The sequence below is a fragment of the Streptomyces sp. NPDC049687 genome, assembly GCF_044465285.1.
Lineage (GTDB): Bacteria > Actinomycetota > Actinomycetes > Streptomycetales > Streptomycetaceae > Streptomyces.
In genome coordinates, this window is the sequence record NZ_JBITLN010000023.1 from 1 (window position 1) to 17,767 (window position 17,767).

The following is a 17,767-nucleotide window of genomic DNA, read 5'->3' on the forward strand; positions in this document are numbered from 1 at the left end:
ACGCCCTTGGGGTCACGGACGAACTTCTGCAGCGCGGGCTGCATCACCGTCGAGGTGAAGTCCGGCCGGCTGTCGCGGTCCATGAACTGGGTGAGGCTCTTGGCGCCCGAGATCATCTCGTACGCCTTCTTCTGCAGGGCGGTGTACGAGGAGGTGTCGGCCTTGCTGGAGGCGGCCACCACGCTGGAGTCGGCCTTGAGGTAGATCGACTCGGCCTCGGGGGTGCCCAGGTACTCCAGGAGCTTGGTGACGCCGTCCTTGTTCTTGGGGCTCTTGCTGACCATGAAGCCGTCGGTGGGGGCCTCGACGGTGTCCTGGCCGTACGCCGAGTTGATCTCGGGGAAGGCGAAGAAGTCGAGGTCGTCCAGGTCGGCCTTGTCGGTGAACTGCTGCGCCACGAAACTGCCCAGCAGGTACATGCCCGCCTTCTTCGACACCAGGGTCTGGGCGGCGTCCTGCCAGGTACGGCCGAGGGAGCCCTCCTGGTGGTAGGGGAGGAGCTCGGCCCAGTGGTCGAAGGCGTCCTTCACCTTGGCGTCGGTCCAGGAGGCCTTGCCCGCCATCAGCTCGACGTGGAAGTCGTAGCCGTTGAGGCGGAAGTTGATCTGGTCGAAGGTGCCCATCGCCGGCCAGGCGTCCTTGTCGCCGAAGGCGATCGGGGTGAGCCCGTCCTTCTTCATCTGCTTGCACAGGGCGACCAGCTCGTCCCAGGTGGTGGGGACGGTGTAGCCGTGCTGCTCGAAGACGCTCTTGCGGTAGAAGAGCGCCCAGGGGTACGTGTACAGCGGCACGAAGTAGTACTTGCCGTCGGCGCCCTTGCTGAGCTTCTTCATCGCGTCGGGGAAGTTGTCCCCGATCTTCGCCCACACGTCGTCGACGGCGGTGGTGAGCCCCTTGGCCGCGAAGAACTGCATCCGGTAGCCGGCGAACCAGTTGAACACGTCGTCCGGGGTGCCCTGGAGGTAGGAGTTGATCTGCTCCTGGAACGTGTTGTGGTCCTTGGTGTTCACGTCGACCGTGATCCCGGACTGCTTCTTGAAGGCCGCGTAGATCTCGGCGAAGGCCTTCTTCGGGACCGCGTCGGAGGCGTTGGAGCCGAGGGTGACGGTCTTCGGGTCGGACGAGGTGCCACTGCTGCCACAGGCGGACAGCAGCGGTATGCCGGCGCCGAGGACAGCCGCGCCGCCTATGCCGCGCAGCAGGGAGCGACGGCTCGGGGAGGGGAGGGAGAGGCGGCCGGAGAGGGAGAGGTCGTGCATGTACGGCTCCTGACAGCGGGGTTCGGCCATGAGGCCTGGCTGAAAACTTCCGGTCGAAATCGACCAGAAATCAACTTGACCGAACACTGGTGGCGCAATAACAGCCGTATGTCCGGTCATGCGTCAAGAGCCGTCACCTTCATTTGTCGAAACGTAATCGACTCGGATTGATCGTCCGATTGCTCCCCCGCTGCCCCTTTCCTTGATCACTTGAGCGCGGCGAAGGCCTTCGAGAACGCGGAGTCGCCCTGGACGATCGAGCTGCAGGTGGCGTCAGCGGAGTTCTTGGCCCCGCCCGGGCACTGCCTGTCCCGCGTCGCCGACCACATCGACAGCCACGCCAGCCCCTTTGACTTCGCGAAGGCGACGAGCCGGCCGGCGTCCTCGACCCTGAAGACCTCGGACGTGACGTCGTTCACGCCGATCATCGGGGTGACCGCGACCGCCTTCCAGGCCGCACGGTCGCTCAGCCCGAACACGCTCTTGACCTGTGCCTGAGTCGCGGTGGCCGCCTGTTCGGCATATGTACCCATATCACCGCTGTAATCCGGACCGTAGTCCATGGCCATCACATTGACAGTGGCGCCCTTCACACCGTTGGCCTTTGCGGTCAAGAGCACATTCACGCCGTCCCGGGTCAGGCCCTCGGGCATCACGGGGAGGGTGAAGGAGACATCGAGCCCCGGGTGCCGCTGCTGGAGCTTGACGATGGCCTGGGCGCGCCGGGTGTTCGCCGCGGTGTTCGGCAGCGCCCCGCCCTCGACGTCGAAGTCGACCTTGGTGAGCCGGTAGGCGTCCACGACCTTCCCGTACGCCGCCGCCAGCGCGTCCGCCGAGGAGCAGGTGGTGGCCAGCTCGGAACCGTTGGCGCCACCGAAGGAGACGCGTACGTCGCCGCCCTCGGCCCGGAGCGCGCCGATCCGGGACGCCACCCCGTCGCTCCCGAGGTCGGTGACCCCGCCCCACTTCGGCGTGCAGCCGCCGCCGTCGGTGACGAAGGCGAGGTTGTAGTCCTTCACTCCGGTGGCGGCGACGTTCCCGAGCAGGTCGAAGGCGGGGTGGAGGGAGGTGTCGACGTAGGGCGCGAAGCCGGCGGAGGTGGCGGTGCCCGTGCCGGAACCGGTGCCGGTGCCCGCGCTCGGGGACGGGGCGGTGGTGGCCGTCTGACCGGGAGCGGGCGTCACGGACCGCGTCGGCCGCCCGCCCGGCTCGGGTGGGGCCCCCTCGTCCGCCGAGCACGTGGCGCCGTCGACGAGGCAACCGACCGGATCCCCGGCCCCGTTGACCACGAACCCGACGGTGACCGACTCCCCGACGGCCAGCCCGTCGGTGTCCCACTTCGGCGGGGTCACGGTGACATGTCGCCCGCCGACGCTCGACTCCCCGTTCCAGAGCGAACCGAGCTTCGCCCCCGCCGGCAGATCGAACTCCAGCTTCCAGTCCGCCTTGGCCCGACCGCTGTTGTTGGTGACGACGTACTGCGCGGTGTATCCCGTCGACCAGTCACCGGTCTTCGTGTACACCGCGCCGACCCCGGCCGCCTGCGCGGTGCCCGTGACGAGCACGACCCCACCACCCACCACGGCCGCGGCGACCGCACCCCCGATGACCTTGTTCCTGCCACTGACCTCGCGCCGGTGTCCGCTCATCGCCTGCCTGCCTCCACTGTTGGGTGCGGCAGACGCTAGCGACCCCGAAAGGGGCAAAGTGCCTGACAGGGGCGGGGGTCGGGGATCTTAGGACGCGCTTAAGGAGGGCATCGGGACAGGTTAAAGGTCGAGACCGATCCCCGGAGTCGTACCGCCACTCGGGCGACTTGACGGCCTCATGCGACAACCGCCCCTCATCCGACAACCGCCCGCTTCCGTCGCCGCACGGCCCCCCGATGCCCCCGGCGAACCGGCTCCCGCCCGTCCAGCTGGATCCAGATCCGGACCTCGGTGCCGCCCAGCACCGACGAGCCGATACGTACGTCGCCGCCGGTCGACTCCGCGAGGCGGCGGACGATGTCCAGGCCGAGGCCGGTCGAGCCGGTGGTGCCCGAGCCACGGCCGCGGGCCATGGCCGTCTCGGGGTCGGGGATGCCGGGGCCCGCGTCGGAGACGAGGACGATGACGGCGTCCTCGCTGTTGTGGACGTCGACCGCGAAAGCGGTGCCCTCCGGGGTGTGGCGGAAGACGTTGCCCAGGAGGGCGTCCAGGGCGGCGGCGAGGTCGGCGCGGGCCACGGGTATCCGGACCGGGCGGTCGACGCCGGCCGTGCGCACCTTGCGGCCCTCGTCCTCGGCGAGCGCCGACCAGAACGCCATCCGTTCCCGGACGACTTCGGCCGCGTCGCATCCGGCCCCCGGACCGGGAGCCGTCGTCTGCGGTTTGGCCTCCCGGGCCGTGCGGATGATCGTGTCGACCTCCCGCTCCAGCTGGGCGACCGCCGTGCGGGTCTGCTCGGCGGCCGGGGAGTCTCCGAGGGAGGCCGCGTTCAGCCGCAACACGGTCAGCGGGGTGCGGAGGCGGTGGGACAGGTCGGCCGCCAGTTCGCGCTCGTTCGCCAGCAGTTGGACCACCTGGTCGGCCATCGAGTTGAACGCCACGGCGGCGAGGCGCAGTTCGTTCGGGCCCTCCTCCGGGACCCTCGCCCCGAGCTTGCCCTCCCCCAACTCGTGCGCACCCTCGACCAGTCGCCGCGCCGGCTGCACCATCCGTACGCCCAGCCGGTCGGCGACCGCGACCGAGCCGACGACCAGGGCAAGTCCCACGGCGGCCAGCACCGCCCAGGCAGTGCCGACGCCGTTGGTGACCTCGGACTCGGGGACGTACACCTCGATGACCACGGTTCCCAGGCCCAGCGCCACCGGCTGGAGCAGCGCGGAGCCGCCGGGCACCTCGGCGGTGGAGGCGCGGCCCAGTTTCCGTACGGCCGCGATGTCCGCGTCGGCGGCGCGCCGCCGGCCCAGGTCGACGGCGGCCCGGCCGTCGCCCGCCGGTATGTGCACGGCCATCCCGTCGTCAGAGCCGGCGGAGGCGACCACCCGCTCCAACTGGTCGCGGTCGGTGGTGATGGACAGGGCCGGGACCACGACCGCGGCCTCCCGCTCGGCGTTGGAGAACGCGCGGTCGCGGGCCATCTCCTTGATGACGAGACCGAGGGGGACGGCGAAGGCGACCACGACCATCGTGGTGACCGCCAGGCAGACCTTGACCAGAGCCCATCTCATCGCACCGGCCCCCCTTCCCCCGGTGGTTCGAGCTTCACGCCGACGCCGCGCAGGGTGTGCAGATAGCGCGGCCGGGCCGCCGTCTCCCCCAGTTTCCGCCGCAGCCAGGACAGATGGACGTCGATGGTCTGGTCGTCGCCGTAGGACTGCTGCCACACCTCGGCGAGCAGTTCCCGGCGCGGGACGACGACACCGGGCCGGGCGGCCAGGAAGGCCAGCAGGTCGAACTCGCGCCGGGTGAGGTCGAGGCGCACGCCGTCCAACTCGGCCTGGCGGCGCAGCGGGTCGACGGTCAGGCCGCCGACATCGAGGACGGAGGAGGGCGGGATCTCCACCGTGCCGGCGCGGGACCGCCGCAGGACCGCGGCCATCCTGGCCGACAGGTGCTCCACCGAGAACGGCTTGGTCAGATAGTCGTCCGCGCCCGCGTTCAGCAGCCGGACGATCTCCGTCTCGTCGTCGCGCGCGGTGGCGATGATGACCGGCACGTCGGTGATGCCGCGCAGCATCTTCAGGGCTTCGGAGCCGTCCAGGTCGGGCAGTCCGAGGTCCAGGATCACCACGTCGAAGCGGAAATGGGCGACCTCGCGCAGCGCCTCCAGCGCCGTCCCGACGCTGCGCACGAGGTACGAGGCGTCGGTCAGATGCCGGATGAGCGCCGAGCGTACGAACTGGTCGTCCTCGACCACGAGCACACTTGCCATGCGCCGCACCGTACGCCATCCGCCGAGGCCCGGCCGGGGCCTGTGGACAACTCCCCTCCTGTGGACAACCGGTGGCCCGGCCGTGCGACACCCGTGGGACAGGTGAGGCAAGATGGCCCGCGATGCGCAGAGGACTCGTACACGTACTGGCCTGGCTGCTCGCCACGGGCGCGGCGGTCACGCTGTCGTGGTGGGGCGTCCACACGGTCATGGCGGGCACGGTCTACGACCCTCCGCGTGCCCTCCCCCTGACGGCGGGCGAGGCGACCACGACCGCCCAGGAGTCCAGGCCCCTGCCCTCGCCGAGCGCCGGCCCGTCCACCTCGCCCAGCCCGTCGCAAACCCCCGCCAGGACAACGGGCTCACCCGGGCCGAGCCGCACGCCCACCGCCCCGGCCCCTTCGAGGTCCGCCGCCTCCGGCACGGTCAAGAGCTACGACACCGACGGCGGCCGGGTCGTTCTCGACCTCGCCGAGACCCACGCGACCCTCGTGTCCGCCACCCCGGGCGCCGGCTGGTCGGTGCAGGTGTGGAAGACGGAGTCCTGGATCCGGGTGGACTTCGCCTCGGGCGCGGACCGGGTGACCGTGTTCTGCACCTGGCACGACGGCCCGCCACGGGTGGAGGTGCAGACGTACTAGCGGGCTTGTGCGTGGGACTCGGCGGCACACCGCCTCCACCCCGAAATCAACAAAACCCACCGTCGCCCCTTCGAGACGCCCGGCACGGTCCTAGCGGAACACCGAGGGCGGTGGCGCCGGGGAGGCGACCGCCGCCGCGTCCGTCACCGGTACGGCGCCCCCGGTGAAGTCGGTGAGTGCCCGGCCGTGCTCGACCCGGCCGGGGTGCGGGTCGGAGGCGGCGCGGCGGGTCAGTTCGGCGGTCGGGAGGGGGAGGTCGGAGGCGAGGAGCACGGCATTGCCGAACCGTTTCCCCCGCAGGACCGTCGGGTCGGCGACCAGGGCGAGTTCCGGGAAACGGGCGGCGGCGCTGGCGATCTGGCCGCGGAGATGTGCGAGGGGCGGGCCGTCGGCGATGTTGGCGGCGTAGAAACCGCCCGGCCTCAGCGCCCTGCGGACCTCGTCGAGGAACTCGGTCGAGGTGAGGTGGGCGGGGGTACGGGCGCCGCTGAAGACATCGGCGATGACGAGATCGGCCCAGCCGTCCGGCACCTTGCCGAGCCCTTCGCGCGCGTCGGCCGACCGGACCCTGATCCGCGCCCCAGAATCCAGGGGAAGCTCCCGGCGCACCAGTTGGACGAGGGCCGCGTCCCGCTCGACGACCTGCTGGGTGGAGCGGGGCCGGGTGGCGGCCACGTACCGGGCGAGCGTGAACGCGCCGCCGCCGAGGTGCACGACGCGCAGCGGCCTGCCGGGCGGCGCGGCGAGGTCGATGACATGGCCGAGGCGGCGCTGGTACTCGAAGGAGAGGTACGCCGGGTCGTCGAGGTCGACGTGCGACTGTGGCGCCCCGTCGATGAACAGCGTCCAGGCCCGCGCCCGGTCCCGGTCGGGGAGGAGCTGCGCGAGCCCGCCGTCGACGGTCTCGACGACGGCGGCGTCGGCGCCTCGCTCACGCCGGGTGTTCCTGGACTTCGCCATGAGGGCATCTTCGCAGGCGGCCGGCCCGCCCCGCGCCCTCGGCCGGGGCAGGAGCCTCACCGGCAGTTGTCCGCCGCCTCGATCGTCCTGGCCGCCTCGCCCAAGGCCCGCCGCAGGACGGCCGGATCCGTCGCCAGGTCCGCCTCGCCGGGCGGCACCAGCCAGTCCGAGCCCTCCACCGGGGGCTCGGGGTCGAGTCTCAGCCCGCGGCCGTCGGTCTCCGTGCAGACGCTTCCCGGCAGGTCCCAGGCGGCCGCGGTTCCGGGCGGCACCAGGAAGCCCAGGGTGCCGTCGCCGTCGTCGTGCAGGACGGGCCCTACGGCGTCCCCCGCGCCCCGGCGCAGGATGTCGACCGCCTCCAGTCCCTGCCGGGTCGGCACCGTCACGAGGTCGCAGGCCGCACCCGAGGGCACGACCGCCACCGACGGCGCACAAGGATCGTTGATCTGGCTGGTCTCCATCCCGGCCTCCACCGCGCAGCCCGCTGTAGTCCACAGCATTCAACGCACCATCGCGTCAACGGCTACGGCGGAAGTGCGCCGCAAAGGATGGCAGTTCATGGCAGATCCCGGAGGAGATATCCGGTTTGTGGTCAAACACTGCGTGGCGGCCCGAGCACAGCAGGTACGTTCTTGCCCGCCGGACATCAGGGTGATCACCTCGGTAAATCGGTCAGGACACCCCGTCCCGGCATGGTTCGACGGTTCGCAGAGAGGACCCGGCCATGGCGTCGTCAACGGTGACCCCACCCCGGCCCAACCGGCCACCACGGCCCAACCTCGCCTTCCGGCAGCTGCGTGGACAGCGCTCGCCGGCCGAGTTCGCCGCACTGGTACGGCGCGCCGCGCGCGAGATCGGCGAGCGGGTCAGCTGCGACGCGCGCTACATCGGGCGGGTCGAGGCGGGGGAGATCCGCTGCCCCAACTACGCGTACGAGCGGGTGTTCCTGCACATGTTCCCCGGCCGCACGCTCACCGACCTGGGGTTCGCGCCCCGCGCGTCCGTACGCGGACGCGGGGCGCGCACCGCCGAGGACACGCCCTGCGAGCACATCATGAGCCCGGCGCACACCAGTGGTGAGGCCGGGGAGGTCGATGAGACGCCTGGGGCCTACGAGCCGTATGACACGCAGGACCCGTACCACACGCACCACAACAACGAGGAGAGCGACGTGCTGCGTCGCGCATTCATGACCTGCGGGGGCGCCACCGTGGCCGCCGCCTCGCTGGGCCCCCTGGGGCTGCCCCTCCCCCACTCCCGGCTCCGCACGAGCGGGGGGAGTCCCACCGCCTCGACGGCGGAGCGCCGAGTGCGCCGCGCCGGGGCGAGCGAGGCGGGCGCCCTCGAAGAAGCGGTCCGCAGGATCCGGCTGCTGGACGACCGGCACGGCGCCGACGGCCTCTACCGGCGCGCGGCCGCCCCCCTGCGCGCCGCCTACGCGCTGCTCGACGCCGGCACCACCCGGCAGGCGACCGCCGACCGGCTGCACTCGGGCGCCGGGGAGCTCGCGATCTCCGTGGGCTGGCTGGCGCACGACTCGGGCCGCTTCGACGACGCCCGTTCGCACTACGCGGAGGCTCTGGCCACCGCGCGGATGACCGGCGACCAGGCGCTGGAGGCGCACGCCTTCTGCAACACCGCGTTCCTCGCGCGCGACGCCGGGCGCCCCCGCGAGGCGGTGCGCGCCGCGCAGGCCGCCCAGCGTGTCGCACGCTCCCTGGGCTCATCGCGGCTGATGTCACTCCTCGCGCTGCGCGAGGCGGGCGGCTGGGCCGGACTCGCCGACCGGGCCGGCTGCGAGCAGGCCCTCGCCCGCGCGCACGCCCTCTACGACCGGGGCCCCTCGGACGCCGACCCCGAGTGGATGAGCTTCTACGGCGAGGCCGAGCTGGCCGGTCTGGAAGCGCAGTGCTGGTCCGCGCTGGGCGACTGGACGCGGGCGGCGCGGCACGCGGGGCGGGCGGCGGACCTCCAGGACCCGCACTTCACGAGGAACATCGCGCTGTACACCACCGAACTGGCCGACGACCTGGCCCGCGGCGGCCGTCCCGACGAGGCGGCGGTGGCGGGGATGCGGGTACTGGACCTCCTGGACCAGGTCCAGTCGTCGCGCATCCAGGCGATGCTGGAGGGAACGGCCCGCGTCCTGCTGCCGCACCGGCGGGCGAGCGGCGTCCAGGAGTTCCTGGACAGGCACGCGTCGGCGCCGAGATCCCCCTAGGGGGTGTACGCCGTGGCCCTGGTTCCGGAAGGCACGGGCGGCACCCGCGAGAGCGGCGGGCAAACCCCCCGTCGCCGGCGACGGCGGGCGTGAGCCGCCGTCACGCCGCCAGGTGCCCCAAGTCGTTCCAGCTCTCGATCGCCGGCTCCCCGTAAGCCCACCCCAGCACCGACAGCGACGTCGGATTCAGCCGTATCCGCGCCGCGAAGTCCAGTGGCAGCCCCAGCCACCGTGCCCCGATGGACCGAAGGATGTGCCCGTGGGCGAAGACCAGCACGTCCCGGTCCGCGGACCGCGCCCAGGCGACGACCTCGTCCGCGCGCGCGGTGACCTCGGCGAGGGACTCCCCCTCGGGGACGCCGTCGCGCCAGATGAGCCAGCCGGGCCGGACCGCCTGGATGTCGTCGGGGGTCATGCCCTCGTACGCGCCGTAGTCCCACTCCATCAGCGTGTCCCAGCGGGCGGCCCGCTCCCCGAAGCCGGCGAGTTCGCACGTCTCCCGCGCGCGTGCCAGCGGACTGGTGCGTATCTCGACCTCCGCCAGGCCGTCGTACGGCGCCCGGTGCAGCCGCTCGCCCAGCAGCTTGGCGCCCCGGCGGCCCTCCTCCAGGAGGGGCACGTCGGTCCTGCCGGTGTGCTTGCCGGACAGCGACCATTCCGTCTGTCCGTGCCGGGCCAGCAGGATGCGCGGTGCCATGGAGGACCTTTCCGGGGAAACCCTGGGACGGACCAGGGGGAAAGCGGAGGCGGACCTTTCCATCATCGCTCACCCTGGAACGGGGCAACCCAGCGGGCGATCTCGGCGTCTTTGAGGGCCGGGGGGCGCCCCGGGAAGGCGCGCACATACGCCGTAAAGTGGCGCGTCCCGCGCCATGGGCACCGCAGCGAGCATGACAGCTCCACGACAGCGACACGAACAGCGACACGAAGGGGGAGGCGATCGGATGCCGCAGACCGAGACACCGGGCACCGAGGCGGCCCCGCGGACCCGGCTGCGCTGGTGGACCGAGCTGCCGCTGATCCTGCTGGTGTACGCCTGCTACTCGGCGGGCCGCCTGCTCGCGCGCGGGGACGTCACGACCGCCGTCGACCACGGCCTGGCGATCCTGCGCATCGAGAAGGTCCTGCACGTCAACGCCGAGCACCCGCTGAACCGCCTGTTCACCCGCGAGGCCTGGCTCGGCGTCCCGGCCGACTTCTGGTACGCGTCGCTGCACTACCTGGTGACCCCGGTGATCCTGGTGTGGCTGTTCCGCTCCCGCTCCCTGCGCTACCGGGCGGCCCGCACCTGGCTGATGACGTCCACGTTCATCGGCCTGATCGGCTTCACCCTGCTGCCCACCTGCCCGCCCCGCCTGCTCTCGGCGGACCACGGGTTCGTGGACACGATGGCCCAGTACAGCTCGTACGGCTGGTGGGGCGGCGAGGCGAGCGCCCCGCGCGGGCTCGGCGGGATGACCAACCAGTACGCGGCGATGCCGAGTCTGCACGTGGGCTGGTCGCTGTGGTGCGGGGTCGTGCTGTGGCGCTACGGCGGCACCCGCACGACGAAGGTGGCGGCCGTGCTCTACCCGCTGCTGACGACGGTCGTGGTGATGGGCACCGCGAACCACTACTTCCTCGACGCGGTCGCGGGCGCGGCCGTGATGGGTGTGGGTCTGCTGCTGGCGCCGCTCGTGATGCGCACCGGCGACCGGATCCGGACGGCGTTCGCGGTCCGTGTCCCGGCCCCCGCGGTCGGCACCCCGGCGGACGCCCCGGCGGAGGCCTCCGTGGCAGCCTCGGTGGACTCCGCGGTGGACGTCTCGGCGGCCTCTGCGGGCACAGCGGCCTCGATTGTCAGTGGCGGATGCCAGACTTCGACGGGTGAGCGAATTCCATGGCAGCGCGAGTCACGGTTCGGGCCAGGCACCGAGCCGGGTGCCTCCCCCTCGGACGCGGGGGACGGCGCTCCGGCAGCGGCTCGCTGAGCTGCGCGGCCCCGACGTACCGGCCAAGGCGCTGGACGCCCGTGCCCTCGCGGCCCTCGCCGCCAACCCGGGCTGCAGGCGGCGCGCGATCCTCGACGGCGCCGGGGTGAACAAGGCGGCGCTGGCAGGGGCGCTCGGCTCCCCGTCGGCCTTCGGGCAGTCCCAGTTCGCCCTCACGCGCGGCAACGCTTTCGAGGCGAAGGTGAAGGCGGACGGCGGCGCCGAGTTGCTGAGGCTGGTGCACGAGCGGCTGGACCCCGGTGCCGAACCGCCCGCCACCGCGAGCACTCCCGACCTGGCGGCCGCCGGCCCCGAGGGCCGCACGGCGCTTACGGCGCTGGCGCTGCGCGAGGCCACCGAGCAGGCCCGCGGCACCTGGACGTTCCTCGACCACCCCATGCTCGCCCTCGAGGTCGCCGGCTCCCCGGCCTTCCTGGAACCGGACGCCGTGGTGGTGCACCCGGACGGCAGCTGGACGGTGGTGGAGATCAAGTCCTTCCCGATGCTGGACGGTTCGGCCGACCCGGCGAAGGTGGGCGCCGCCGCCCGCCAGGCCGCCGTGTACGTGCTGGCCCTGGAGGAGGTCGCCGCCCGCCTCGACCCCGCCCCGCGGGTCCGCCACCGGATCCTCCTCGTCTGCCCCAAGGACTTCTCCAACCTGCCCACCGCCTCCGCCGTCGACGTCCGCAAGCAGCGCGCGGTCACCGGCCGCCAGCTGGCCCGGCTCACCCGCATCCAGGACATCGCCGACGCCCTCCCGGAGGGCACCTGCTTCTCCCCCGAGCTGCCCGCCGATCGGCTCACGGCGGCCGTCGAGTCCGTCCCTGCGACCTACGCGCCGGAGTGCCTGGCCGCCTGTGAGCTGGCCTTCCACTGCCGCGACCGCTCCCGCGCGGCCGGTGCGGTGACCACCCTGGGCCGCTCGGTCCGCGCCGAACTGGGCGGCCTCACCACGGTCGAGGACGTCCTGGCCGCCGCGCGCGGCGAGGCCGGCGACCCGGACGACCCGGCGGTGGCGGCGCTCAGGAGAGCGGCGGCACTGCGCGCGGAGGCGCTGGCCGGCGCCGTACCGGTGGGAGGCGCCGCCCGGTGACCCTCGCCGTCCGCTCCGAGCCCGCACGCCCGAAGGTGCCCCCGTGTCGCTGATCGCCACCCTCGCCCGCCTGGAGGCCGTCACCACCGGCCGCGCCCAGCCCACCGCCACCGTCCGGCACCGTCATCTGTCCGACCGCCCGCTGGTCTTCGTGCCGCTGACCACGGCCGGTGAGGCCGGCGCCCCGCTCGGCGCGCTGGTCGGCACCGACCGGGACGCGCCGCGCCTGCTCGTCGTACCGCAGCCCCGCGACCGCGACCTCCGCTTCGCGTTCGTGGCGGAACTGGCCGATGTCGTCCTGCCGTACATCGACTCCTGCGCCGAGTCCGTGGAGGCCGCCGAGCGCAACGAGACCGACCCGGAGACCGGCAAGCGCGTCAAGGTCGAGGTCGAGCTGTGCGCCGACGCACCCCAGCTGATCGTCCCCAGCCGCGCGGGCATCGACTACGTACGCCTCCTCGGCCGTTCCACGCGCTTTCGGCGCACGGCGGAGCAGGACCCGGAGACACCGCATCCCGCGCCCCCGCGCGTGCCGCTGCTCGGGCGCTGGCTGACGCACTTCGGGGAGCGGTCCCGGGTGCCCGGGTCCTCGCTGCTCCTCGCGCTCACCGAGGTGCTCGGCCGGCACTGGGCGACCGGTCAGTCCAGCCTGGAGGACCAGCACCTGGGGGCGCTGCTCGCCTGGATCGACCCGCCGGACGGCGGCACGGGCGCCGAGGCGGCCCGGCGGGCGGAGCTCGCCCGGGACGCCGAGGGCCAGCTGCTGTGCCCGCCGGCCGGACCGGCCACCGACCCCGCCTTCGACAACAAGCTGCTCGCCCCGGCCCTCGAGCGCTACGACCGCGCGCGCACCGCCCTCGCCGCCGCCGAGGACGGCCTGCAGGCCGACGACCGCATGGGCGCGCTGACGGCCGCCGAGCGGGAGGTCCGCGCGCTGGTGCTGAGCCGGACGCTGCCCACCTGGGAGGCGGTGTGGCGGGGGCTCGACCTGCTGCGGGACCTGCCCGAGGGAGCGCATGCCGAGGAGCGCTGGACGCGCGACCGCTGGTCGTTCACCGGCCACCGCGACCGGGTCGTCGCCGGGGAACCCCCGCAGCCGCGCCGCGACGACGCGGTGACCGCCGCCAACAAACTGGCCACGCGCGAGCGGGAGCAGGCCCGTCTGGACGCGCAGGAGGCCCTGGACGATCCGCTGGTGATGGCGGGGCGGCGGCTGGCCGGGGAGGCGTTCGCGGGCGAGGTCGTCGACGTCGTCATGGCGTACAGCGAGGGCAGACGGCCCAGCCCGCGCCCGCTGGTCACGGTACGCACGGACGACCGGCCGCATCTCGGGGAGCGGGCGAAGGTCTACCGGTCGCTGGGCGGGAAGCCGCAGGCGGCCGAGTTCGTGGAGCAGCAGGACGAGGGTCTGCTGGTGCTGCGGATCGTCGACAAGATGGGGCGCGGCAAGGAGCCCGAGCCGGGGTCGGTGCCCGAGAAGGGCGACCTGCTGTGCTTCACGCTCTTCGAGCACGAGCAGCGCGGCGGCGCCAAGCTGCCCGACCCGGAGGAGACGCCGTGGACGCACGGCGGCCCGCCGGGCGAGCGGACGCCCGAAGCCCCCGACTCCGTCACCCAGGAGGACGTGCTGTGACCACCGAGGCCGCCTTCGACCCCGGGACCGCCGCCGGCCGCGCCACCGACGCGATCCTGCGCGACACCCTGCACGGCACCGCGCGCGGGGTGGTCGTCGACTCCCCGCCCGGCGCGGGCAAGTCCACGCTCGTCGTCCGCGCCGCGCTGGAGCTCGCCGACGCGGGGCGCCCCCTGATGGTGGTCGCTCAGACCAACGCGCAGGTCGACGACCTGGTGCTGCGGCTCGCCGAGAAGAGCCCCGAGCTGCCGGTGGGCCGGCTGCACAGCAGTGACGCCGACCCCTACGACAAGGCGCTGGAGGCGTTGCCGAACGTGCGGAAGTCGGCGAAGGCGGCGGACCTGGCCGGTCTGCCGGTCGTCATCTCCACCGCCGCCAAGTGGGCGCATGTGAAGGTCGACGAGCCGTGGCGGCACGCGATCGTGGACGAGGCGTACCAGATGCGGTCGGACGGGCTGCTGGCCGTGGCCGGGCTGTTCGAGCGGGCCCTGTTCGTGGGCGACCCGGGTCAGCTGGACCCGTTCGCGATCGTGGGCAGTGAGCAGTGGGCGGGACTGTCGTACGACCCGTCGGCCTCGGCGGTGACGACCCTGCTGGCCCACAACCCGGAGCTGCCCCAGCACCGCCTGCCGGTCTCCTGGCGCCTCCCGGCGTCGGCGGCTCCGCTGGTGTCGGACGCGTTCTACCCGTACACCCGCTTCCGCAGCGGCACCGGCCACGGCGACCGCCGGCTGACCTTCGGCGTCCCGTCGGACGGCGCGGGCCCCGACCGGGTCATCGACGAGGCGGCGGAGTCGGGCTGGGGCCTGCTGGAGCTGCCCGCGCGGCACACACCCCGCACCGACCCGGAGGCGGTACGGGCGGTCGCGACGGTCGTACGGCGCCTGCTGGACCGGGGCGGCGCGGCCACCTCGGAACGCTCCCCGGACCCCACCCCCGTGACCGCCGACCGGATCGCCGTCGGCACGGCCCACCGTGACCAGGCGGCGGCGGTGCGGGCGGCGCTGGCCGAGCTGGGCGTCCTGGACGTGACGGTGGACACAGCGAACCGTCTCCAGGGCATGGAGTTCGACGTCACGGTGATCCTCCATCCCCTCTCCGGCCGCCCCGACGCCACCGCCTTCCACCTGGAGACGGGCCGCCTCTGCGTCCTCGCCTCCCGCCACCGGCACGCGTGCATCGTGGTCTGCCGTGCGGGGGTCGGCGACCTGCTGGACGACTACCCGTCGACGGAGCCGGTCCAGCTGGGAACCCTGGTGAAGTTCCCGGACGGCTGGGAGGCGAACCACGCGGTGCTGGCGCATCTGGCGGAACACCGAGTGGTGTGGAAGCCGTGAGCGCGCGGGACCCTCGCAGGGCCCGGAATGCCGGAGCGCGGGAACATCGTGGGGGCCGGGAGGCTTGAGAGTGCGGGGCGGAGTGCCTCTTGCGCCGCCGGGGGACAATGGAAGGTGGTCCACTCCACCGGTGGTGTTCACCGGTGGCGGCAATCGAACCCTACGAGGAGGTCGAGACATGGCGGAGCCCACGCCGCGTCGGAACGAACCGCGGCTACGCCCCGCGCCCCTGCTCTTCGAGCCGGCGGAGGCGGCCGGTGACCCGGAGCACTTCTTCGACCTGGAGTCGATAGACGACCCGGCCGCGCTGCTGTCGCGGGCGACGGAGCTGACGGTGGCGTTCCAGGCTGCGGCCGACCGGGCGGTGGAGTTCCAGGCCATGGCGGCCGCGCAGCTCGCCGACCCGCGCCGGTTCGACCGGCTGACGCCTGCGGACATCGCCGAGCGGGCCGAGTGGACCGAGGACTACGCGAAGAAGATGGTCGAGTTCGGCCATGATCTGCTGCGGGGGGACGCGGAGGGCCGGGGGCACGTCGACCCCGTGTGACACAGGCCCGGCACAATCCCGCCCGGCATATGCCAGGCGGGCAAGATACTCCCTTCCCCTCCCCTTGTCCCGGTTTTCCGCAACTCTCGGGAATCGCACACTCACGACCGGTAGACCTGTTCGGCATGAGCAGCGCATGTGTCACCGCGGACGGCGCCGTCTGGCTGGCCTCCGCCGGAACGTATCCGCGCAGCACCCTCGCCCTCTGGGACGAGCGGCCGCACGCCCCGGTCGTGCTGCCCTGCGGCTCCGTGTTCGACGTCGTGAGCGCCCCGGCGATGTTCGGGCGGCTGATGCTGGACCGGCTGTGGGACGAGGGGCCGGGCTCGGGGCCGGTGGCGGTGTTCCGGGGGCGGATGCTCCTGTTCGCCGCGCCGGGCACGGCACAGCGGCTGGCCTCACTGCTGGAGTGGGAGGAGTGGAGCGCCCACGGCCGCCGGGACGGCCGTACCGGATCCGTGCCGCCGCTGTTGTGCCACGGCACGGGGGACGCGGTGACCGTGCCCGCGCTCACCCCCGCCGAGGAGCAGGGCCCCACCCGCTGGGTGGTCGCCCCGGACTGCCGGCACCCATGGCTGCCGGGCCCGGAAATCCTGCTCTGGGCGGCCGTACGGGCGGCCCGCGCGGCGGTGCGCATATCGATTTTTCCTCCCCAGGATCAGGGTGCTAATGTCTACGACGTCAGCAGGCGCCGCTAGCTCAGTTGGTTAGAGCAGCTGACTCTTAATCAGCGGGTCCGGGGTTCGAGTCCCTGGCGGCGCACGACGTCGAGGGCGAGGCTTGTTCGCAGAAACGCGAACCGGCCTCGCCCTCGTCCTTTTCCGCGCGGCCCCGTCGCGCGTCGTGGGGGCTCGGCCACCCACCCCCCGGCCGGAGGCTCGCGTGAGCTACCTCTTGAGGGACGCCGGGGTGATCTTCACCGTCCAGGCGCCGGAAGCCGTGCGGCCCTCCGCCTCGACGCGTACGCCGTCGCCCGGCACCGTGAAGCTCTCGCCGAGGGCGACCGGGGCGTCGGCCAGGGGTGGGTAGACGGAGGATTCCCAGCAGGCCTCGGCGCCGGGGTGGGCGTCGATCACCTCGACCGGGCCGCGGCCGGACTGGGCGTCCGCGCTGACGCGGTAGACGAGGATGCCGGAGCGGCAGGCCGCGCGGTCGTTGCCGACGGGCCCGCGGGCCTCGAAGGCGAGGGCGGTGTCGGCGCCGGTGCGGACCACGGCCAGTTTGGTGCCGTGGCCCAGGCCGAAGGCGGGTGAGCCGGAGGCGCCGGTGACGGGGACGCCTGGTCCGGCGCCGAGGGGTTCGAGCGTGAGCCGGGTCGGCCCCACGCTCCGTACGCACACCACCTGCCGTGGCTCCAGCCAGCCCAGCTTCCACTTGTGCCAGCCGAACAGGTCAGGGGCGAGGGCGAACTGGCTGCCCATCAGGTCCCAGTCGCCGACATAGGTGTCCCAGTCGCCCTTGCCGTCGGCCGGGCGGTGGTAGAGGTCGGGCAGGTCGAAGACGTGGCCGGTCTCGTGGGCCAGGACCAGGCGGTCCGGGGGGTGCTTTTCGAAGACGGTGACGACGCGGCGGATGTCCGTGCCGTCGGCGTGCAGGGGCACGTCCAGGTTGACGACCTTCGTGGCGTCCGAGTTCACGCCGGGGGCGTCCGGGTCGGCGACGAAGTAGACGACGTCGTAGCGGGAGAAGTCGACCCGGCCGTCGGCGGCGGCGAGTGCGTCGCGCAGATAGGCGGCGCGGTGCCCGGCGTTCCAGTCGCGCTGTATGCGATAGGCGGTGGACGGCTTCGGCATCCGGATCCACTGCCGCAGGGGGTGCGCGCGCAGCGCGAACCTGCCGTAGGACGCCTGCTGGAAGAAGCGGCTGGTGGCCGGGAAGTGGTCGGCGGCCAGTTCGGCGGGGGAGGTCATCGGGGCCCAGTCCGGGAAGGACAGGAAGACCATCACCGCGTCGAGGGTGCGGGTGGGCCGGGGGTAGGCGGTGTTCCAGGTGTCGAGGCCCTCGGAGTGGTGGGCGTCGGTGCGCTGCAGCGCGCAGGGTGCGGCGGAGAAGGGTTCGGCGACCGAGGGGCCGGTGCACAGGGAGATCGCGGCGAGCGCCGACAGGGTGGTGCACAGGGCCGCGGTGCTGCGCAGTCGGGGGCGCGGGAACAGTCGCGGAAGACGCGGCACTTCAGACCTCCGGGGGG

General features: G+C 73.0%; 16 protein-coding genes and 1 tRNA gene. 9 read left to right on the plus strand and 8 right to left on the minus strand.

Features of this window, described 5'->3' with window-relative positions; all coding sequences use genetic code 11:
- The 4 genes from ACIBVL_RS40380 to ACIBVL_RS40395 all read right to left on the minus strand — a co-directional run.
- Positions 1–1,259 (minus strand): ABC transporter substrate-binding protein (locus ACIBVL_RS40380; RefSeq protein WP_399105750.1); only part of this gene is annotated, 1,259 nt, incomplete at its 3' end.
- A gap of 206 nt (positions 1,260–1,465) precedes the next feature.
- Positions 1,466–2,908, minus strand: coding sequence for a cellulose binding domain-containing protein (locus ACIBVL_RS40385; RefSeq protein ID WP_399105752.1), 1,443 nt, complete (start codon positions 2,906–2,908; stop codon positions 1,466–1,468).
- A gap of 194 nt (positions 2,909–3,102) precedes the next feature.
- Positions 3,103–4,473, minus strand: coding sequence for an ATP-binding protein (locus ACIBVL_RS40390; protein WP_399105754.1), 1,371 nt, complete (start codon positions 4,471–4,473; stop codon positions 3,103–3,105).
- Positions 4,470–5,177, minus strand: a complete 708-nt coding sequence (locus ACIBVL_RS40395; protein WP_399105756.1) for a response regulator transcription factor — start codon at positions 5,175–5,177, stop codon at positions 4,470–4,472. The genes ACIBVL_RS40390 and ACIBVL_RS40395 overlap by 4 nt, the downstream gene beginning before the upstream one ends.
- A 122-nt stretch (positions 5,178–5,299) precedes the next feature.
- On the opposite strand from ACIBVL_RS40395, the gene ACIBVL_RS40400 reads away from it, so the two are divergent.
- Positions 5,300–5,818, plus strand: a complete 519-nt coding sequence (locus tag ACIBVL_RS40400) for a hypothetical protein (RefSeq protein WP_399105758.1) — start codon at positions 5,300–5,302, stop codon at positions 5,816–5,818.
- A gap of 90 nt (positions 5,819–5,908) precedes the next feature.
- Here the strand turns inward: ACIBVL_RS40400 and ACIBVL_RS40405 are convergent, their stop codons facing one another.
- Complete coding sequence (locus ACIBVL_RS40405; RefSeq protein ID WP_399105760.1) at positions 5,909–6,778, minus strand: spermidine synthase; 870 nt, start codon at positions 6,776–6,778, stop codon at positions 5,909–5,911.
- Between the two features lie 56 nt (positions 6,779–6,834).
- Positions 6,835–7,239 carry a hypothetical protein gene (locus tag ACIBVL_RS40410; RefSeq protein WP_399105913.1) on the minus strand — a complete coding sequence of 135 codons (405 nt, stop codon included), beginning with the start codon at positions 7,237–7,239 and terminating at the stop codon, positions 6,835–6,837.
- A gap of 263 nt (positions 7,240–7,502) precedes the next feature.
- Between ACIBVL_RS40410 and ACIBVL_RS40415 the strand changes: the two genes are divergently transcribed.
- Positions 7,503–8,999, plus strand: coding sequence for a hypothetical protein (locus ACIBVL_RS40415; RefSeq protein ID WP_399105762.1), 1,497 nt, complete (start codon positions 7,503–7,505; stop codon positions 8,997–8,999).
- 100 nt (positions 9,000–9,099) lie between these two features.
- On the opposite strand, the gene ACIBVL_RS40420 is transcribed toward ACIBVL_RS40415, so the two are convergent.
- Positions 9,100–9,696 (minus strand): histidine phosphatase family protein, encoded by a 597-nt coding sequence (locus ACIBVL_RS40420; RefSeq protein WP_399105764.1) that lies wholly within the window; start codon positions 9,694–9,696, stop codon positions 9,100–9,102.
- Between the two features lie 247 nt (positions 9,697–9,943).
- Here ACIBVL_RS40420 and ACIBVL_RS40425 point away from each other — a divergent pair, with 247 nt between their 5' ends.
- From ACIBVL_RS40425 to ACIBVL_RS40455, 7 genes are all read left to right on the plus strand, one after another.
- On the plus strand, positions 9,944–10,969 hold the full coding sequence (locus tag ACIBVL_RS40425; RefSeq protein ID WP_399105765.1) for a phosphatase PAP2 family protein: 1,026 nt from the start codon (positions 9,944–9,946) through the stop codon (positions 10,967–10,969).
- Entirely contained in the window at positions 10,920–12,062 is a 1,143-nt protein-coding gene (locus ACIBVL_RS40430) for a hypothetical protein (RefSeq protein WP_399105915.1), read from the plus strand. The genes ACIBVL_RS40425 and ACIBVL_RS40430 overlap by 50 nt, the downstream gene beginning before the upstream one ends.
- A 43-nt stretch (positions 12,063–12,105) precedes the next feature.
- A complete protein-coding gene (locus tag ACIBVL_RS40435) occupies positions 12,106–13,695 on the plus strand; it encodes a hypothetical protein (protein WP_399105767.1) in 1,590 nt (529 codons plus the stop codon).
- A complete protein-coding gene (locus tag ACIBVL_RS40440) occupies positions 13,692–15,032 on the plus strand; it encodes an AAA domain-containing protein (protein WP_399105769.1) in 1,341 nt (446 codons plus the stop codon). Before ACIBVL_RS40435 ends, ACIBVL_RS40440 begins: the two co-directional genes overlap by 4 nt.
- Positions 15,033–15,210: 178 nt before the next feature.
- A complete protein-coding gene (locus ACIBVL_RS40445; RefSeq protein ID WP_399105771.1) occupies positions 15,211–15,579 on the plus strand; it encodes a hypothetical protein in 369 nt (122 codons plus the stop codon).
- Between the two features lie 125 nt (positions 15,580–15,704).
- On the plus strand, positions 15,705–16,277 hold the full coding sequence (locus ACIBVL_RS40450) for a bifunctional DNA primase/polymerase (RefSeq protein ID WP_399105773.1): 573 nt from the start codon (positions 15,705–15,707) through the stop codon (positions 16,275–16,277).
- Positions 16,268–16,341: transfer RNA gene (locus ACIBVL_RS40455), tRNA-Lys, on the plus strand. Before ACIBVL_RS40450 ends, ACIBVL_RS40455 begins: the two co-directional genes overlap by 10 nt.
- A gap of 125 nt (positions 16,342–16,466) precedes the next feature.
- Here the strand turns inward: ACIBVL_RS40455 and ACIBVL_RS40460 are convergent.
- The gene (locus ACIBVL_RS40460) at positions 16,467–17,750 is read right to left on the minus strand and encodes a M6 family metalloprotease domain-containing protein (RefSeq protein WP_399105775.1); all 1,284 of its coding nucleotides are present in this window, start codon (positions 17,748–17,750) and stop codon (positions 16,467–16,469) included.
- Positions 17,751–17,767: the final 17 nt, after the last annotated feature.